Consider the following 16,697-nt stretch of genomic DNA (forward strand, 5'->3'; position numbering starts at 1 on the left):
GATACCCAGGAGGCACCATGAGAGCCCAGCAGATCTCCGACGTCATCACCTTCCACGGAGAAGGCCCCTACTGGGACCCGCGCCGTGGCGAGCTCCTGCTGGTGGACATGACCGAGGGCGACGTCCTGGTCAGGCACGAGGACGGGAGCATCGACCGCCACGACGTGCACCCGCGGCTCGCAGGCGTGGTGCGCGGTCGGGCGTCGGGCGGCTACGTGATCGGCGTGGAGCGCGGCTTCGTGTTCGCCGACCACACCCTGACGGTCCTCGAGCAGGGTCCGGAGGCCTTCACCGACAGCGCGGTGCGGATGAACGACGGCGGCTGTGACATCGCCGGACGCTTCCTCTGCGGCTCGATGGGCTGGGAGGGCGGCTTCGGCGCCGGCGCGCTCTACAGCCTCGGCACCGACCACACGATCTCCACGGTCCTGACGGGCGTCACGGTCTCCAACGGGCTGCACTTCTCGCCCTCCGGTGACACAGCCTTCTACAGCGATACCCCCACGGGGCGGATCGATGCACTCACGTACGACGTCGGCAGCGGCCGCTTCACGGACCGCCGCACCTTCGCCGTCGTCGAGCAGGCACTCGGCATGCCCGACGGCATGGCCATCGACGCCGAAGGGGGCATCTGGACGGCCCTGTACGGCGGGGGCGCCATCGCGCGGTACGACGCCGCCGGCCGACTCTCGGAGCACATCCCGCTCCCGACCACCAATGTCACGGCCTGCGCGTTCGGCGGCGAGGATCTGTCCACGCTGTACGTCACGACCACGCAGGAGAACATCCCGCAGGGCTCCGAGCCCAGCGCCGGTGCCCTGTTCGCCGTCGAGCCCGGGGTGAGCGGGGCTCCCCTACCCCTGTTCGGGGGCTGATCCCGGCCGAAACCGCCCGACATTTCCGGGGGTGGCAGTCACTACACTGAGGGCTCAGGCTGGCTACGACAGAAGGAACCGACATGGCAGACACACTGGGAAGTCCGAACTCCGAGCCCGAGGGCGGTTTCGAGCGGGATCCCTCGGACTGGGTCACCGGTGACGAGCCCATGACCGCCGCGCAGCGGAGCTACCTCGACACCCTGGCGCGGGAGGCCGGCGAGGAGATCCCCGCGGACATCAACAAGGCCGAGGCATCGGAGCACATCGATCGGTTGCAGGGCAAGAGCAAGCGGGTCGGCGGGGACTCCTGATCCGTCCCTGAGGGCCTACTCCCGTCCCACTCTTCCTGCCGGCTGAGTGGGAGCGACCAATCGCTCCTATCGACGCCGCGGGAAGAGTGGGATTCTGCGTTCGGCGGTCGCGGGCAGCTCTCGATCCCACTGCTCACCCCCGGACGCTGGGAATTACCGCTCATTCCCATCGGCGGCACCCCGGCAATGGGATTTAGCCCCGACGCCGAGCACCCCCTCGTTCCCAGGGCTGGAACCCGATGGGTGGGATCCAGAGTTCGATGCCGGCGGAGCACCCCTCCATCCCACTCCTCACCCCCGGACGCTGGGGATGACTGCTGATTCCCACCGGCGGCACCCCGGCAATGGGATCCAGCCCCGACGCTGATGGAGCAGCCCTCGATCTCCGCGCTGGAGCCCGATGAATGGGGTCCAAAGTTCGACGCCGGCGGAGCACTCTTTCATCCCACTGCTCACCCCCCAGACACTGGGAATGACAGCTCATTCCCAGTGTCGGAACGCGAACAGTGGGATCCAAGCTCCGACGCCCGACGGACCAGCCCTCAATCGCAGTGGCGGAAGGCGAACAGTGGGATCCAGCACTCCGACGTCTGCAGAGCCACCTTTCATCCCACTCATCACCCCTACACGCTGGGAATGACCGGTCGTTCCCAGCGGCGGCACCCGAACAGTGGGAAACGGCGCCCTGAAGCCGACAAGTCACCTCTCGATCCCAGCGGCAGCACCTGAACAGTGGGACCAAACGCCCGCACCCGACCAGGCGGAACCGAGTACCCGCCCGGAAGTTACCTCGGCAACTACTGCGATACGGTGAAATCGAACTCCGAACACGTGTCGTGCCCCAGCACGAACCGCCGGACGGGCGCCGTCCGTATCTGCACGGGCGCGTGGGCGCCGGAGAACCGCAGGCCCGGGATGCCATCCCCGATCAGGACCGGCACGGTGGTGCAGTAGAGCCGGTGCAGCAATCCGGCCTCGAGGAAGCCCGACACGGTGGCGCCGCCTCCCTCCACGAGCACCCTGTCCAGGTCTCGTTGCCGCAGGAGATCGAGCACATTCGTCGGGTCCAGTGCGCCGGCGGGGAGTCTGACCACCTCCACCGAGGCGGCCAGGGTAGAGGGGACGTCCACGTCCTGCGCCACGAGCCACAGCGTGGGAGCGGCGTCGTCGGTCAGCACGCGGCTGTCCGGGGGGAGCATCCCGGTGGCGTCGAGCACCACCCGTACGGGTGTGTCTCCGGGTACCTCGTCGACGAGCAGGGGGTCGTCCTCGGCGAGCACGGTAGAGACACCGACCAGCACCGCGTCCACAAGGGCGCGCAGGCGCTGCACGTGTCCTTCGTCGCTGGGTTCCTGCGGGAGCGCCGGTGAGTGCGATCGCGGCGCGACGAAGCCGTCGAGGCTCTGGCGGGCATGGCCGACCACGATCGGCCCCGATGCTGCCGCAAGATACCCGTAGCGGCGCACGAGGTCGTCCTCCGGTAACTCAGGGACGACGCCGTCGAGCAGGCTCGTCCAGACGTCGGGCCCGCCCGGATCGTGGCGCATGCGAGCCCGCTTGGTCCGGAGGTAGCGCGCGTTCTCCGTGCGCTCGGAGACCCCCAGACCCCGCCGCTCGACGACGGCGATGCCGAGCGCTTCCAGCGCCTCCTCCTTGGCCGGGTTCCCGGACAGCAGGCGGATGGCCCCGATACCCAGATCGCGGAGGATCCCCGCCGCTTGGTCGTACCTCCGGGCATCCACGGGCAGGCCGAGTTCGGTGTTGGCGTCCACGGTGTCCACACCCTGGTCCTGCAGCGCGTAGGCCTTCAGCTTCGCGAGCAGACCGATACCCCGCCCCTCGTGTCCGCGCACGTAGACCACCACGCCGCGCTCCTCCACCGAGATCGCGGCTAGGGCGGCGTCCAGCTGTTCCCCGCAGTCGCACCGCCACGAACCGAAGGCATCACCGGTGAGGCATTCGCTGTGCACCCGGACCAGGGGCGCTCCGCCGCCGTCGTCACCGCGCACGAGCGCCACGTGCTCGGTCCCCCCGCTGTCCCGGTATCCGAGCATGCGGAAGACCCCGTACTTGGTGGGCAGCACGGTCTCCGCGACCCGCTCGACGCCGACGGGCGCGGAGGGAGGTTCGGTCTGCGTGGGGTGGACGGACATACCTCAACCTTAGGAGCGGGCCGGATCGGGGAGAAACCGGATGACAGGGTGCGAGGTCCGGGTCAGCCCACCGGGCGCTGGACACCCGCGGCGACCGCCCCCAGCACCTCGCGGACGGACCGGATGGCGGGACGTGCGGCGCCTGCCCGCCGCGCGGAGGTGAAGACGGTGCGCTGAGGTGATCCGTCGAGATCCACGAGCCGGACCGGGATGTCGCGTGCCGCCCAGACGAGATCCGGCATGAGGGCCACGGCGTTGCCCGAGGCGATGAGCCTGATCTGTGCCTGCAGGTCCGCGGTCTCGTAGCGTACGTCGGGCTCGAAGCCTGCGCGACGGCAGGCCTGCTCGGCCCAGTGGCGTGACGCCGCTCCCCGGGGTTCCATGACCCAGGCCGCCCCCGCGGCACCGGCGACCGAGGAGATCCCGGCGTACTGTGCGCCGCCAGCTGGAACCGCGAGCCGGATGGCGTCCTCCGTGAGCGGTACATGGTCGAGCTCGGGATGGCGGGGGGCCGCGTGCCCCGGATACTGCTCGGCGACCACGAGGTCGAAGTCGCGGGCGAAGGTCGCATGCAGCGCAGTCTCCGGCTCGCGCTGCACCATCTCCACCCGCACCTCGGGATACTCTCGGCTGATCGCGGTCAGGGCGTCGGGCATGAGCGCGAGGGCGGCAGACTGGAAGACCGCCATCCGCACCGTACCCGTGACCGTGGTCGAGGACGCGGCGAGGGTCGCTTCCGCGCGCTCGAGCGTCTCGAGCAGCTCCTCCGTGTGCGTCACGAGCACCTCGGCCTGGGGCGTGAGGACCACGCGACGGCCACTCCTGCGCAGAAGTTCCACCCCGACCTCCTTCTCCAGCAGGGCGAGTTGCTGGGACACCGACGACGGACTGTAGTTCAGGGCCGCGGCGACATCGGCGAGCGTGCCGCGCAGCTTCAGTTCCCGCAGCAGCCGAAGGCGACGCAGGTCCAGCATGGCCACCCCCATCCGTCAGGTTCACCGACCAATACCGTTCGGTATTCGTCGCTTTTCCCCATGGTACGACTCGGCCCACAATAGGAGGGAAGTAGCTGCTTCATTCTGTGCGCGGCGAAAGCCGTCCGACCGAAGGCCGTTGCCATGACAACTCAGCTCCCCGCCCGTCAGGGCTCTGCCCCCGCCTGGGCATCCTCCGCAGACCACACCCCCGGCAGCGGCGCCGATGCCCGGTTCACCCCCGGCCCCGGGGGCACCACCGAGATCCCGGCGACGCTGCCTGAGGACTCCATCGCCCTCGTCCGGCGCTGGCTCACCGAGGCCTCGAAGATCCCCGTGGACACGTCCGCGAAGCAGCTCGCCGGCGTCCTGAAGGACCCGGACGGGCTCGCCTTCACGGTCGGCTTCGTCGACGGCGTCATCCGGCCCGAGGATCTGTCGGTCGCTGCCCGCAATCTCGGCGCCATCGCCCCGAAGGTCCCCGGATTCCTCCCCTGGTACATGCGCTCCGCCGTGAAGGTGGGCGCCGTCGTCGCCCCGGTTCTGCCACGGATCGTCATTCCCATCGCCCGGCGGGTGCTGCGGGAGATGGTGGGGCACCTGATCATCGATGCCTCCGACGCCACCCTCGGCCGCTCCATCGGCAGGATCAAGCGCGACGACGTCCGCCTGAACATCAACCTCCTCGGCGAGGCCGTCCTGGGCGAGCACGAGGCCGACCGGCGGCTCGAGGGCACCCTGCGCCTGCTCGAGCGGCCCGACGTCGACTACGTCTCCATCAAGGTCTCCTCCACCGTGGCCCCCCACCCGGCCTGGGCCTTCGACGAGGCCGTGAGCCACGTGGCCGAGAAGCTCGCCCCGCTCTACGCGCTTGCCGCACGGTCGGAGAAGGCCAAGTTCATCAACCTGGACATGGAGGAGTACAAGGATCTCGATCTCACGGTCGCGGTCTTCATGGCAATCCTCGACCGGCCCGAGTTCCTGCACCTCGAAGCCGGCATCGTCCTCCAGGCCTACCTGCCCGATTCCCTCTCCGCCCTGATCCACCTTCAGGAGTGGGCCGCTGCCCGGCGAGCGGCGGGCGGGGCAAGTATCAAGGTCCGCGTGGTCAAGGGCGCCAATCTGCCGATGGAGCAGGTGGAGGCATCCCTCCATGACTGGCCACTGGCCACCTGGGGATCGAAGCAGGACTCGGACACCCACTACAAGCGCGTCCTCAACTACGCGCTGCAGCCCGCCCACATCGAGAATGTGCGCGTCGGCGTGGCCGGCCACAATCTGTTCGATCTCGCCTTCGCCTGGCTCCTGGCCGGCGAGCGCGGGGTGCGCCACCGGATCGAGTTCGAGATGCTCCTGGGCATGGCGCAGGGCCAGGCGGAGGCGGTCAGGCGCGACGTCGGCTCCCTCCTGCTGTACACCCCGGTGGTCCACCCGAGCGAGTTCGACGTCGCCATCGCCTATCTGATCCGGCGTCTCGAGGAGGGCGCGAGCCAGGACAACTTCATGTCGGCGGTCTTCGAACTCTCTGACAACGAGAGCCTCTTCGAGCGCGAGAAGGAGCGTTTCCTGGCCTCGCTCGCGGAGCTCGACACGACGATCCCGCCGCGGAACCGCCAGCAGGACCGCTCGGGCGCCGCGCCGTCCCGCCCGGCCGACGACTTCGAGAACACTCCCGACACGGATCCGTCCCTCCCGGCGAACCGGTCCTGGGGCAGGGCCATCCTCGATCGACTCCCCACCTCCGGGCTGGGAGAGGACCTCGTGGCGGCCGCGACCCTGCGCAGTGCGGACGAGCTCGAGGAGACCATCGCCGGGGCGGTCGCCGCTGCCGGCTCCTGGGGGTCGATGACCGGAGCCGAGCGTGCCGCCGTCCTGCATCGCGCCGGCGAGGCGCTCGAGGCGCACCGGGCCGATCTCATGGAGATCATGGGCGCCGAGACGGGCAAGACCCTGGACCAGGCTGATCCCGAGATCTCCGAGGCCGTGGATTTCGCCCACTACTATGCCGAACGCGCCCGCGAGCTCGACGACGTCGACGGCGCCTCGTACACCCCGGTGAAACTGACCGTGGTCACGCCGCCGTGGAACTTCCCGGTCGCCATCCCGGCCGGGTCAACCCTCTCCGCTCTGGCTGCCGGATCCGCCGTCATCATCAAGCCCGCCGGCCAGGCGCGCCGCTGCGGGTCCGTCATGGTGAATGCCCTCTGGGAGGCCGGGGTTCCGCGGGAGGTGCTGCGCCTCGTCCATCTGGAGGAGCGCGACCTGGGCCGCCGCCTCATCTCCGATCCACGCGTGGATCGCGTGATCCTCACCGGCGGTTACGAGACCGCCGAACTGTTCCGTTCGTTCCGCACCGACCTGCCGCTGCTCGCGGAGACCTCCGGCAAGAATGCCGTGATCGTCACTCCGAGCGCAGATCTGGACCTGGCGGCGAAGGACGTGGCGCAGTCCGCCTTCGGGCACGCGGGGCAGAAGTGCTCCGCGGCGTCACTGGTGATCCTCGTGGGCAGTGTCTCCACGTCGCAGCGCTTCCGCAATCAGCTCGTCGATGCGGTGTCCTCCTTGAAGGTCGGTTACCCCGAGGATCCGACCACGCAGATGGGTCCCGTGGTGGAGCCGGCCGCGGGGAAGCTCCTCGACGGGCTCACCACGCTCGGCGAGGGTGAGTCCTGGGTGCTCGAGCCGCAGCGGCTCGATGACACGGGCCGGCTGTGGAGCCCGGGCGTCCGCCACGGCGTGAAGCGTGGCTCCACCTATCACCTCACCGAGTACTTCGGGCCGATCCTGGGCGTCATGACCGCGCAGACCCTGGAGGAGGCCATCGCCCTGCAGAACGACATCGCCTACGGCCTCACCTCCGGCATCCACTCGCTCGACAGCACTGAGATCGCAACCTGGCTCGACGGCGTGCAGGCGGGCAATCTGTATGTCAACCGGGGCATCACGGGGGCGATCGTCCAGCGGCAGCCGTTCGGGGGCTGGAAGAAGTCCGCCGTCGGCGCCGGGACGAAGGCCGGCGGCCCCAACTACCTCGTGGGTCTCGGAACCTGGTCGTCGAAGGAGTCGACGGCGCAGGAGGCTCCCCTCCCCGCCGTCGCGCCCCTGCTGGAAGCCGCCCGCTCCGCAGGTCTGTCCGCCGCCGACGTCGCGCGCCTGGAGCGCTCCGCCGCGTCCGACGCCGCCGCCTGGAAGGGTGAATTCGGGCAGGTGAAGGATGCCTCGGCACTCTCGGCCGAGCGGAATCTCTTCCGCTACCTGCCGCACCCGGTGACCGTCCGGCTCACGGCCGGTGCATCCGTCACCGATCTGGTGCGCGTGCTGCTCGCCGCCGGAGCGACCGGCGCTGCAGTCGCCGTCTCGAGCGGGATGGACATCCCGGACGGTCTCGTACCGGCCATCGCAGCGCAGGCCGAGCACGTGACCATCGAGGACGACGAGGCCTGGCTGGCGCGCGCCGCGACCCTGGACATGCGCCGCATCAGGCTGATCGGGCAGCGCACCGGGCCGCTGACCGAGGCGACCGGTGGCCGCCCCGATCTCGCGATCTACGCCCAGCCGGTCACCGAGTCGGGGCGGGTGGAGCTGCTGCCGTTCCTGCAGGAGCAGGCCATCAGCATCACCGCGCACCGCTTCGGGACGCCGAACCACCTGACGGACGGCATCATCTAGCCCTCGAGCGGGCAGAAATGACCGCGCAGGGCGCGCTGCGGCGGTCATTTCTGCCCACTCGGCACGCATAGGGCACGATGGAGGCTGGCCCGCCCGCCCCACGGCGGCCGGAAGGATCGACAGCACGCATGAGCAGCAGCACCGCCCCGACAACCCACGGCCCCCGACTCCTGCCCTGGATCCCGGGTCTTCTCGTCATGGCCCTCGGAGTTGCCCTCGCCATGGTCCTCTCCACCGTGCAGACCCTCCTCGGGGCGCTGGTCCTGGCGCTGATCCTGGGTATCGTCCTCGGCAACTCCGGGCTGTACACGGCGGCGCTCCGACCCGGCATCAGCGGGGGCACCAAGCGTCTGCTGCGGGCCGGCGTGGTGCTGCTGGGACTGCAGCTCGCCCTGCCGGACATCCTGGCGCTCGGCGCGCAGGTGATCCTCCTGATCGTCGCCAGCGTGGCCGTCAGCTTCACCGCGACGCTGTGGATCGGTCGGCGGTTCGGGCTGAGCCGCGCCGGCGCGCTGCTGATGGCGGCCGGCTTCTCCATCTGCGGCGCCTCGGCCATCGCCGGGATGCAGGGCATCGTCGACGCGGACGACGACGAGGTGGCCTCCGCCGTCGCCATGGTCACGCTCTACGGCTCGCTGATGATCCTTGCGCTGCCGCTGCTGAATCTGCTCGTGGGCCTCGGCGCCGAGGACTTCGGGATCTGGTCCGGGCTCGCCGTCCACGAGGTGGCCCAGGTGGTCGCCGTCGCCAGCACGGCCGGGACGACGGCGCTGGCCGCAGCGACCGTGGTGAAGCTCGGCCGTGTGCTCATGCTGGCGCCGGTCGCGGCCGTGGCGAGTATCGGCGAGCGCCGGCATGCAGCACGGTCCCTGCGCGACGCCCCGCCGCACGCCGCCCAGCACGGGGCCCAGGACGTGCGGCGGACCACTCCCCTCGTCCCGCTGTTCGTGCTCGGGTTCCTCGCCGCCGTGATCCTGCGGTCCTCCGGCGTCCTCCCGGAGGTGGTCCTCGACGTCGGCAGGACCCTGACCACCATCCTCCTGGCGGCGGGTATGTTCGGGCTCGGCGCCGGCATCGACATCCGGCGCCTCCTGCACACAGGGGGCCGCTTCGCGGCCGTGGGCGCCGCCTCCACGGCCCTCCTGGCAGGTATCTCACTACTCGGCGTGCTGGCGCTCGCGTAGCCGGAGCTCCCCGATCGGAGGAGGATCCCGCCGTCGGCGGTCCTCAGCGCAGGCCGGTGCCGCGTTCCAGCGCGAGCTCGATCAGTTCGTCGATCAGGGCCGTGTACCCCAGACCGGACTTCGACCACATCTGCGGGTACATGCTGATGGGCGTGAACCCCGGCATCGTGTTGATCTCGTTGATGACCAGGCGCCCGCCGGGTGTGTAGAAGAAATCGACGCGCGCCAGTCCCTCGCCGCCGACGGCCTCGAAGGCCTCCCCTGCCAGGCGTCGCACGAGCTCGATGACCGGGGCCGGCAGATCCGCCGGGCAGCTGAGCTCGGCCGCGGCGCCGTCCACGTACTTGGCCTCGAAGTCGTACCACGCGGCGCCACCGGGCTGCACGGCGATCTCTCCCGGCAGGGAGGTCCGCGGCCCGTCCAGACCGCGGCCCTGCAGCACGGCCACCTCGATCTCTCGGCCGTCGATCCCCGCCTCGACCACCACCTTCGGATCGAAGACGCGTGCGGCGTCGACGGCGTCCCACAGCCCGGCCGGGTCCTGGACGCGGGTGATCCCCAGCGAGGAGCCCGCCCGGGCCGGCTTCACGAAGAGCGGAAAGACCAGCGCCGCTGCACGCTCGAGGCACGCCTCGGCGTCCGTGCGCCACTGCCGATCGGTGATCACCTCGTACGGGCCCACCTCGAGCCCGGCGGCCGCGAAGACCACCTTCATGTAGTGCTTGTCCATGCCGACGGCCGACGCCAGGACACCGGAGCCGACATAGCGCATGTCCGCCAGCTCGAGCATCCCCTGCAGCGTGCCGTCCTCACCGAACGGGCCGTGCAGGAGCGGCAGCACCACGTCCACCCCGCCGATGCTCTGGGGCACGGACCCGGGGCTGGCGACGAGCAGCTCCTGGCCCTCGCTGCCGTCCGCGGGAGCACCCATGACCACCGTCTGCCCGTTCGCCGTCACTTCCGGCAGCACGTCGGAGCGCAGGGACCAGGCGGAGGGGTCCCCGGAGACCAGGGACCACTGGCCCGAGCGCGTGATCCCCACGGGCACGACGTCGTACCGGGTGCGGTCGATGGCCTCCAGGACACCGGCCGCAGTGACGCAGCTGACGGAATGCTCGCTCGAGCGCCCGCCGAAGAGGACGAGCACGCGGGGCTTGCGGGAGCGTGCGGGGACTGCGGTGGTCACGGTGCGGGGTCGCCTTCCGGCTTGAGATGACGGGCCAGGAGGCGGGCGCCGAGGTCGTCGACCGCCAGCCGCCCCTGGAGCACGGCCACGACGGCCGCAGTGATGGGCATGTCCACATCGAGTTTCGTGGCCGAGTCGAGGACGGCCTGTGCCGACTTGATGCCCTCGGCGGTCTGGTTCATCCGCACCGTCACCTGGTCGAGGGTGAGTCCCTGGCCCAGCAGGCGCCCGGCGGTGTGGTTGCGGGAGAGCGCCGACGAGCACGTTGCGATCAGGTCTCCCATACCTGCGAGGCCGGCCATCGTCTCCGGTCTGCCTCCGAGGGCCACCGCCAAACGCGTCGTCTCCGCCAGCCCCCGGGTGATCACCGAGGCCTTCGTGTTGTCGCCCATGCTCCGGCCCTCGCAGATACCGACGGCGAGGGCGATCACGTTCTTCACGATCCCGCCGATCTCCACCCCGATCACGTCGGTGGAGGTGTAGGGACGGAAGTAGGACGCCGTGCAGGCGGCGGCGATCCACGTGGCCGTCGCGTGGTCCGGGCAGGCCACGACGGATGCGGTCGGCTCCTCGCGGGCAATCTCCGGAGCCAGATTGGGGCCGGAGAGGACGGCGATGCGGTGGGGTGGAATCGCCAGTTCCTCGGCGATGACCTCGCTCATGCGGGCGTCGGTGCCCACCTCGAGGCCCTTCATGAGGGAGACGACGACGGCGTGGTCCGGGATGAGCGCGCGCCACGCCGGCAGCTGGGCGCGCAGGGTCTGGGCGGGCACGGCGAGGACCACGAGCTCACTGCCCGCGAGGACGGCACCGACGTCGTCGGAGGCCGTGACATTGGCCGGCAAACGGGTGTTGCCGAGATAGCGCGAGTTCCGGTGCTGCTCGGTGATCTCCGCGGCCACCTCGGCGCGCCGCGACCAGAGGGCCACCCGCGTGGTGGGCGAGGCGTCGGCCAGGACCTTGGCGAAGGTGGTGCCCCAGCTCCCCGAGCCGAGGACGGCGATCCTGCCCGGTATTGCCCGCTCGGACGACTGCTCGGTCACAGCTGGTCCCCGGTCACCGGGCCGGGCGGGGTCTCGGCGTCGCCGTGCTCCTCGAAGTGCCGTCCGGTGGACTTCTGCTGCTTCGCGGTCGGGTCCCAGCGCTCTTCCGGCGCCTCCTCACCCCGGAGTTCGGCGAGCAGCGCGGTGACGGCGTCCAGGATGCGGTTCGTCGCCGTGTCGAGCGTTGCCCTCGTGAGGGGTGCATCCTGCAGATCGCTCAGGTCCACGGGCTCACCGACGAGCAGGCGCACATGTTTGCGGGGCACGGGATGGAACCGGGTGGCATAGCGGGGAAAGAGGTCCTGTGCGCCCCACTGCGCGAGCGGTACCACGGGCGCGCCGGTCTGCAGCGCCAGGCGGGCCGCCCCCGACCGTCCCTTCATGGGCCACATGTCCGGATCGCGCGTCAGGGTGCCCTCGGGATAGATGACGATCCCCCCGTTGTCGGCCAGGGCGTCCCGGGCCGCGTCGAGTGAGCGGTTGGCCCCGGCAGTGCTGCGCTCCACCGGGATCTGCTTGATGGTGCGCAGGATCGATCCTATGACGGGCACGGAGAACAACGAGGCCTTCGCGAGGAAGTGCGGCATGATCCCCTGGTTGTACAGGAAGTGGCCGACGACGATCGGGTCGATCTCGGTGACGTGGTTGGGACACACGATCATGCCCGTCCCACGCGGCAGCCTCTCCTGACCGCGCCACTCCTTGCCCAGCAGCGCGTTCATGGTGGGCCTCACCCAGCAGGCGAGGAACGTGAACATGGCGCGCGAGCTCCGCGACTCCCCCATGTGCCGAACCTCCTAGGGCAGTGTCACGGCGACAGCCGGGGCGTCCTCCGTGATATCGAAGTCGGCGCCGAGGCCCTCGAGCTTGTCCTGGAAGCGCTCGTAGCCGCGATTGATCAGTTCGATCCCCGTCACCCGGGACACGCCGTCGGCGGCGAGCGCCGCGATGAGGTGGCTGAAGCCACCCCGCAGGTCGGGGATGTCGATGTCCGTGCCCCGCAGCTCGGTGGGGCCCGAGATGACGGCCGAGTGCAGGAAGTTCATCTGCCCGAAGCGGCACGGGATGCTGCCGAGGCACTCGCGATGCACCTGGATGCTCGCCCCCATCCGCATCAGGGCGTCGGTGAAGCCGAAGCGGTTCTCGTAGACGGTCTCGTGCACGATCGACACGCCTGCGGCCTGCGTCAGCGCGACGACGAGCGGCTGCTGCCAGTCGGTCATGAAGCCGGGGTGGACGTCGGTCTCGAGGACCAGCGGCGAGAGGGCTCCCCCCGGGTGGTAGAACCGGATGCCGTCGTCGTCGACGTCGAAGGCCCCACCGATCTTCCGGAGGGTGTTCAGGAACGCCGTGAGATCGACCTGGCGGGCGCCCTCGACGTAGATGTCGCCCTTGGTGACCAGGGCGGCGCAGGCCCAGGACGCCGTCTCGTTGCGGTCGGAGATGGCCTTGTGGTTGTACCCGGTGAGCTCCTTGACGCCCTCGATCCGGATGACACGGTCCGTCTGGACCGTGATGATCGCGCCCATCTTCTGCAGGACGGCGATGAGATCCATGATCTCGGGCTCGACGGCGGCATTGGAGAGCTCGGTGATGCCCTCGGCGCGGATCGCGGTCAGGAGTACCTGCTCCGTGGCGCCCACGCTCGGGTACGGAAGGGCGACCTTCGCGCCATGGAGCCCCTTGGGGGCCGAGATGGAGATACCTCCGGTGCGCTTCTCGACAACAGCACCGAAATTCCGCAGCACCTCGAGGTGGTAGTCGATGGGCCGGTCACCGATCTTGCAGCCACCGAGGTCGGGGATGAAGGCCTCGCCGATGCTGTGCATGAGGGGGCCGCAGAAGAGGATGGGGATGCGCGAGTCGCCCGCGTGGGCGTCGATGTCCTTGGACTGCGCCATCTTGGCGTTGAGCGGGTCCATGGTCAGATCGCCGGTGACCGGGTCCTTCGTGACCTCGACGCCGTGCAGCTGCAGCAGGCTCGTGACGACGTCGACGTCCTTGATCTCGGGGACGTTGCGGAGCACGGATGGCGTGTTGCCGAGGAGAGAGGCCACCATCGCCTTGGGGACGAGGTTCTTCGCTCCGCGGACCGATACCTTGCCCGTCAGCGGGATGCCGCCGCGGATGGTCAGAACGCTACCCATGAATACCTGATTTCCTCGGATGTGATGTCCGCGCGCACGCGAGATTGCTCGCTCCAAGCATAGGAGCACCTGCGAGCAGACAGAAATACAAGGGTACTGCGTGACCGTGCCGCCCGGGCGCAGTCCCGAGCACAGTCCCGGGCCCACCCGTCTGAGCGGCCGGGCCGTGACCCTAGGTGCGGACCGGGAGCGTGGTGGGCTTGTGGGCGGGGCGGCGTGCCTCGAACTCGGTGATGTGGGCCTCCTGCCGGAGCGTCAGGCCGATGTCGTCGAGGCCCTCGAGGAGGCGCCAGCGCGTGTAGTCGTCGAGCTGGAACGCGGCGCTCACGGACCCGCACTGCACGCTGCGGGAGACGAGATCGACAGTAACGGCCGTGCCCGGTTCGTTCTCGAGGACCTTCCAGATGAGCTCGATGTCGTCCTGGGCCACCTGTGCTGCCACCAGGCCCTGCTTGCCCGAGTTGCCCCGGAAGATATCGGCGAAGCGGGAGGAGAGCACGGCCCGGAAGCCGTAGTCCTTCAGGGCCCAGACGGCGTGCTCACGGGAGGACCCGGTGCCGAAGTCCGGCCCGGCCACGAGGACGGAGCCGCGCGCGTAGGGCTCGCGGTTGAGGATGAACGACTCGTCCTTCCGCCACTCGGCGAAGAGCGCGTCCTCGAAGCCCGTCCGCGTGATCCGCTTCAGGTACACCGCGGGGATGATCTGGTCGGTGTCGATGTTGCTCTGGCGCAGCGGGACACCGATGCCGGTGTGGGTGGTGATCTTCTCCATGGCGGGCTCCTACGTTGCGGGGACGGTGGTCGCGGCGGCGTGCGCACCCGAACCGGGCCGGGGGGCAAGATCGGACGGTGAGCTGAGGGTGCCGCGCACGGCGGTGGCGGCGGCGACAACCGGCGAGACGAGGTGCGTGCGCCCGCCCTTGCCCTGTCGTCCCTCGAAGTTCCGGTTCGACGTCGAGGCGCACCGCTCCCCCGGCGCCAGCTGGTCGGGATTCATCCCGAGGCACATGGAGCAGCCCGCGAAGCGCCATTCGGCACCGAAGTCCTTGAACACCCGGTCCAGGCCCTCCGCTTCAGCCTCGAGCCGGACCCGCGCCGACCCCGGCACCACCATCATGCGGATCTGCGGATCCTTCTCCCGCCCGCGGATGATGTCCGCAGCGATCCGCAGGTCCTCGATCCGGCTGTTGGTGCAGGAGCCGAGGAAGACCGTGTCCACACGGATGTCCTTCATGGGCGTCCCGGCCTCGAGGGCCATGTAGTCGAGCGCACGCGTGCAGGCAGCCTTGTCGTTCTCGTCCGAGAAGTCGTCGGGTGACGGCACGGCCTGGGAGAGGGACACGCCCTGGCCCGGGTTGGTCCCCCACGTCACGAACGGCTCCAGCTCGTCGGCGTCGAGGAACACCTCGGCGTCGAACACGGCGTCGTCGTCGGTGCGCAGCTCACGCCAGTCGGCGAGGGCGGCATCCCATTCCGCACCCTGGGGCGCGTGCGGGCGCTCCCTGAGATACTCGAAGGTGATCTCGTCCGGGGCCACCATGCCTGCTCGCGCGCCGGCCTCGATGGACATGTTGCAGATGGTCATGCGCGCTTCCATCGACAGCGAGCGGATGGCCGAGCCGCGGTACTCCAGGACATAGCCCTGGCCCCCGCCGGTACCGATCTTCGCGATGATCGCGAGGATGATGTCCTTCGACGTGACCCCCGGCTTGAGGGTGCCCTCCACCGTGATTCCCATGGTCTTGAAGGGCTTGAGCGAGAGGGTCTGGGTGGCCATGACGTGTTCCACCTCGGACGTACCGATGCCCATCGCGAGGGCCCCGAATGCGCCGTGGGTGGACGTGTGGGAGTCACCGCAGACCACCGTCAAGCCTGGTTGCGTCAGGCCGAGCTGCGGGCCGATGATGTGGACGATCCCCTGCTCGGCGTCGCCGAGGGAGTGCAGACGCACCCCGAACTCCCGGCAGTTGGCGCGGAGTGTCTCGATCTGGGTCCGACTGGTCAGATCGGCGATCGGCTTGTCGATGTCCAGCGTGGGCGTGTTGTGGTCCTCGGTGGCGATCGTCAGATCCGGCCTGCGCAGCGGACGACCCGCGAGCCGGAGGCCTTCGAAGGCCTGCGGCGAGGTGACCTCGTGGACCAGGTGCAGATCGATGTAGAGGAGGTCCGGCTGCGCCTCCGCTCCCACGACCTCGCCCTTGCGGACCACGTGTGCGTCCCAGACCTTCTCGGCCAGTGTCTTGCCCATGACGATCGTCCTGTTCTGCTCCGGCGGACCGACCCGGATCAGGAGCGGCCAGCACTGTGGTTTCAGTGGGATCCAGTCAAGCAGCGCGCGATCACCGGAGCCACCCGAACTACTTGCGTCTCAGATGGTGAGACGGCAATATCATCCTATGGACAATACTAGCGGGGTCGGCGTGATCGACAAGGCCTCACTCCTCCTCGACGCGCTCGAGGCCGGACCCACCACGCTCGCGCAGCTCGTCTCCTCGACGGGCCTGGCACGTCCCACGGTCCACCGACTCGCCCTCGCCCTCGCCCATCATCGTCTCGTGGGGCGAGACATCCAGGGCCGCTTCGTCCTCGGAAGTCGTCTCGTGGAGCTCGCATCGGCGGCTGGCGAGGACCGCCTCATCGCCGCCGCAGGCCCCGTACTCCTCGGCCTGCGGGACGCGACGGGCGAGAGCGCACAACTGTTCCGCCGGCAGGGCGAATGGCGTGTCTGCGTGGCGTCCGCCGAACGGCCGGTGGGGCTGCGGGACACCATCCCCGTGGGGACCCAGCTCTCCATGCGAGCGGGTTCCGCCGCCCAGTGCCTCCTCGCCTGGGAGGATCACGACCGCCTGCTGGAGGGGCTGCAGCAGGCGCGCTTCACGCCCACGGTGCTCGCGGGCGTGCGACGGCGCGGCTGGGCCCAGAGTCTCGGCGAGCGGGAGGCCGGCGTCGCCTCCGTGTCCGCGCCGGTCCGCGGTCCGTCCGGGCGGGTCGTCGCCGCAGTCTCCATCTCCGGGCCCATGGAGCGGCTCACCCGCCAGCCCGGACGCATCCACGCCGAGGTCGTCGCCGACGCCGGACGACAGCTGACCCTCGCCGTGGCCAAGACCTCCGTCTGACCCGACGCCCGCACGCGCACACCCACACAAGTCCGC

Annotated in this window: 13 protein-coding genes; 5 read left to right on the forward strand and 8 right to left on the reverse strand. The window is 69.8% G+C overall.

The window, feature by feature from the left end; translation table 11 throughout:
* Positions 1–17 precede the first annotated feature (17 nt).
* Positions 18–875 (forward strand): SMP-30/gluconolactonase/LRE family protein, encoded by an 858-nt coding sequence (locus tag FQ377_RS06215; protein ID WP_148600364.1) that lies wholly within the window; start codon positions 18–20, stop codon positions 873–875.
* 83 nt (positions 876–958) lie between these two features.
* Positions 959–1,189, forward strand: a complete 231-nt coding sequence (locus FQ377_RS06220) for a DUF3072 domain-containing protein (protein WP_148600365.1) — start codon at positions 959–961, stop codon at positions 1,187–1,189.
* A gap of 797 nt (positions 1,190–1,986) precedes the next feature.
* Here the strand turns inward: FQ377_RS06220 and ribA are convergent.
* Both ribA and FQ377_RS06230 read right to left on the reverse strand, forming a co-directional pair.
* Positions 1,987–3,342 carry a GTP cyclohydrolase II gene (ribA, locus tag FQ377_RS06225; RefSeq protein WP_148600366.1) on the reverse strand — a complete coding sequence of 452 codons (1,356 nt, stop codon included), beginning with the start codon at positions 3,340–3,342 and terminating at the stop codon, positions 1,987–1,989.
* 62 nt (positions 3,343–3,404) lie between these two features.
* Positions 3,405–4,316: a LysR family transcriptional regulator gene (locus FQ377_RS06230; RefSeq protein ID WP_148600367.1), complete on the reverse strand. Its 912-nt coding sequence runs from the start codon at positions 4,314–4,316 to the stop codon at positions 3,405–3,407.
* A gap of 144 nt (positions 4,317–4,460) precedes the next feature.
* Here FQ377_RS06230 and FQ377_RS06235 point away from each other — a divergent pair, with 144 nt between their 5' ends.
* Positions 4,461–7,985, forward strand: coding sequence for a bifunctional proline dehydrogenase/L-glutamate gamma-semialdehyde dehydrogenase (locus tag FQ377_RS06235; protein WP_148600368.1), 3,525 nt, complete (start codon positions 4,461–4,463; stop codon positions 7,983–7,985).
* 128 nt (positions 7,986–8,113) lie between these two features.
* Positions 8,114–9,169: a YeiH family protein gene (locus FQ377_RS06240; protein WP_148600369.1), complete on the forward strand. Its 1,056-nt coding sequence runs from the start codon at positions 8,114–8,116 to the stop codon at positions 9,167–9,169.
* 43 nt (positions 9,170–9,212) lie between these two features.
* On the opposite strand, the gene FQ377_RS06245 is transcribed toward FQ377_RS06240, so the two are convergent.
* The 6 genes from FQ377_RS06245 to leuC form a co-directional block, all read right to left on the reverse strand.
* Positions 9,213–10,355, reverse strand: a complete 1,143-nt coding sequence (locus FQ377_RS06245) for a D-alanine--D-alanine ligase family protein (RefSeq protein ID WP_262364308.1) — start codon at positions 10,353–10,355, stop codon at positions 9,213–9,215.
* Positions 10,352–11,398, reverse strand: a complete 1,047-nt coding sequence (locus FQ377_RS06250) for an NAD(P)H-dependent glycerol-3-phosphate dehydrogenase (protein WP_148600370.1) — start codon at positions 11,396–11,398, stop codon at positions 10,352–10,354. Before FQ377_RS06250 ends, FQ377_RS06245 begins: the two co-directional genes overlap by 4 nt.
* Complete coding sequence (locus FQ377_RS06255) at positions 11,395–12,183, reverse strand: lysophospholipid acyltransferase family protein (protein ID WP_148600371.1); 789 nt, start codon at positions 12,181–12,183, stop codon at positions 11,395–11,397. The genes FQ377_RS06250 and FQ377_RS06255 overlap by 4 nt, the downstream gene beginning before the upstream one ends.
* 12 nt (positions 12,184–12,195) lie before the next feature.
* The gene (gene murA / locus FQ377_RS06260; RefSeq protein ID WP_148600372.1) at positions 12,196–13,545 is read right to left on the reverse strand and encodes a UDP-N-acetylglucosamine 1-carboxyvinyltransferase; all 1,350 of its coding nucleotides are present in this window, start codon (positions 13,543–13,545) and stop codon (positions 12,196–12,198) included.
* Positions 13,546–13,717: 172 nt separating this feature from the next.
* Positions 13,718–14,317, reverse strand: a complete 600-nt coding sequence (gene leuD, locus FQ377_RS06265; RefSeq protein ID WP_148600373.1) for a 3-isopropylmalate dehydratase small subunit — start codon at positions 14,315–14,317, stop codon at positions 13,718–13,720.
* A 9-nt stretch (positions 14,318–14,326) separates the two neighbouring features.
* Positions 14,327–15,793: a 3-isopropylmalate dehydratase large subunit gene (leuC, locus tag FQ377_RS06270; protein ID WP_148600374.1), complete on the reverse strand. Its 1,467-nt coding sequence runs from the start codon at positions 15,791–15,793 to the stop codon at positions 14,327–14,329.
* A gap of 148 nt (positions 15,794–15,941) precedes the next feature.
* Between leuC and FQ377_RS06275 the strand changes: the two genes are divergently transcribed.
* Positions 15,942–16,661 carry an IclR family transcriptional regulator gene (locus FQ377_RS06275; protein WP_148600375.1) on the forward strand — a complete coding sequence of 240 codons (720 nt, stop codon included), beginning with the start codon at positions 15,942–15,944 and terminating at the stop codon, positions 16,659–16,661.
* The last annotated feature ends 36 nt before the right edge of the window (positions 16,662–16,697 follow it).

This window comes from Arthrobacter echini (genome assembly GCF_008107445.1).
Classification (GTDB): domain Bacteria; phylum Actinomycetota; class Actinomycetes; order Actinomycetales; family Micrococcaceae; genus Arthrobacter_D; species Arthrobacter_D echini_A.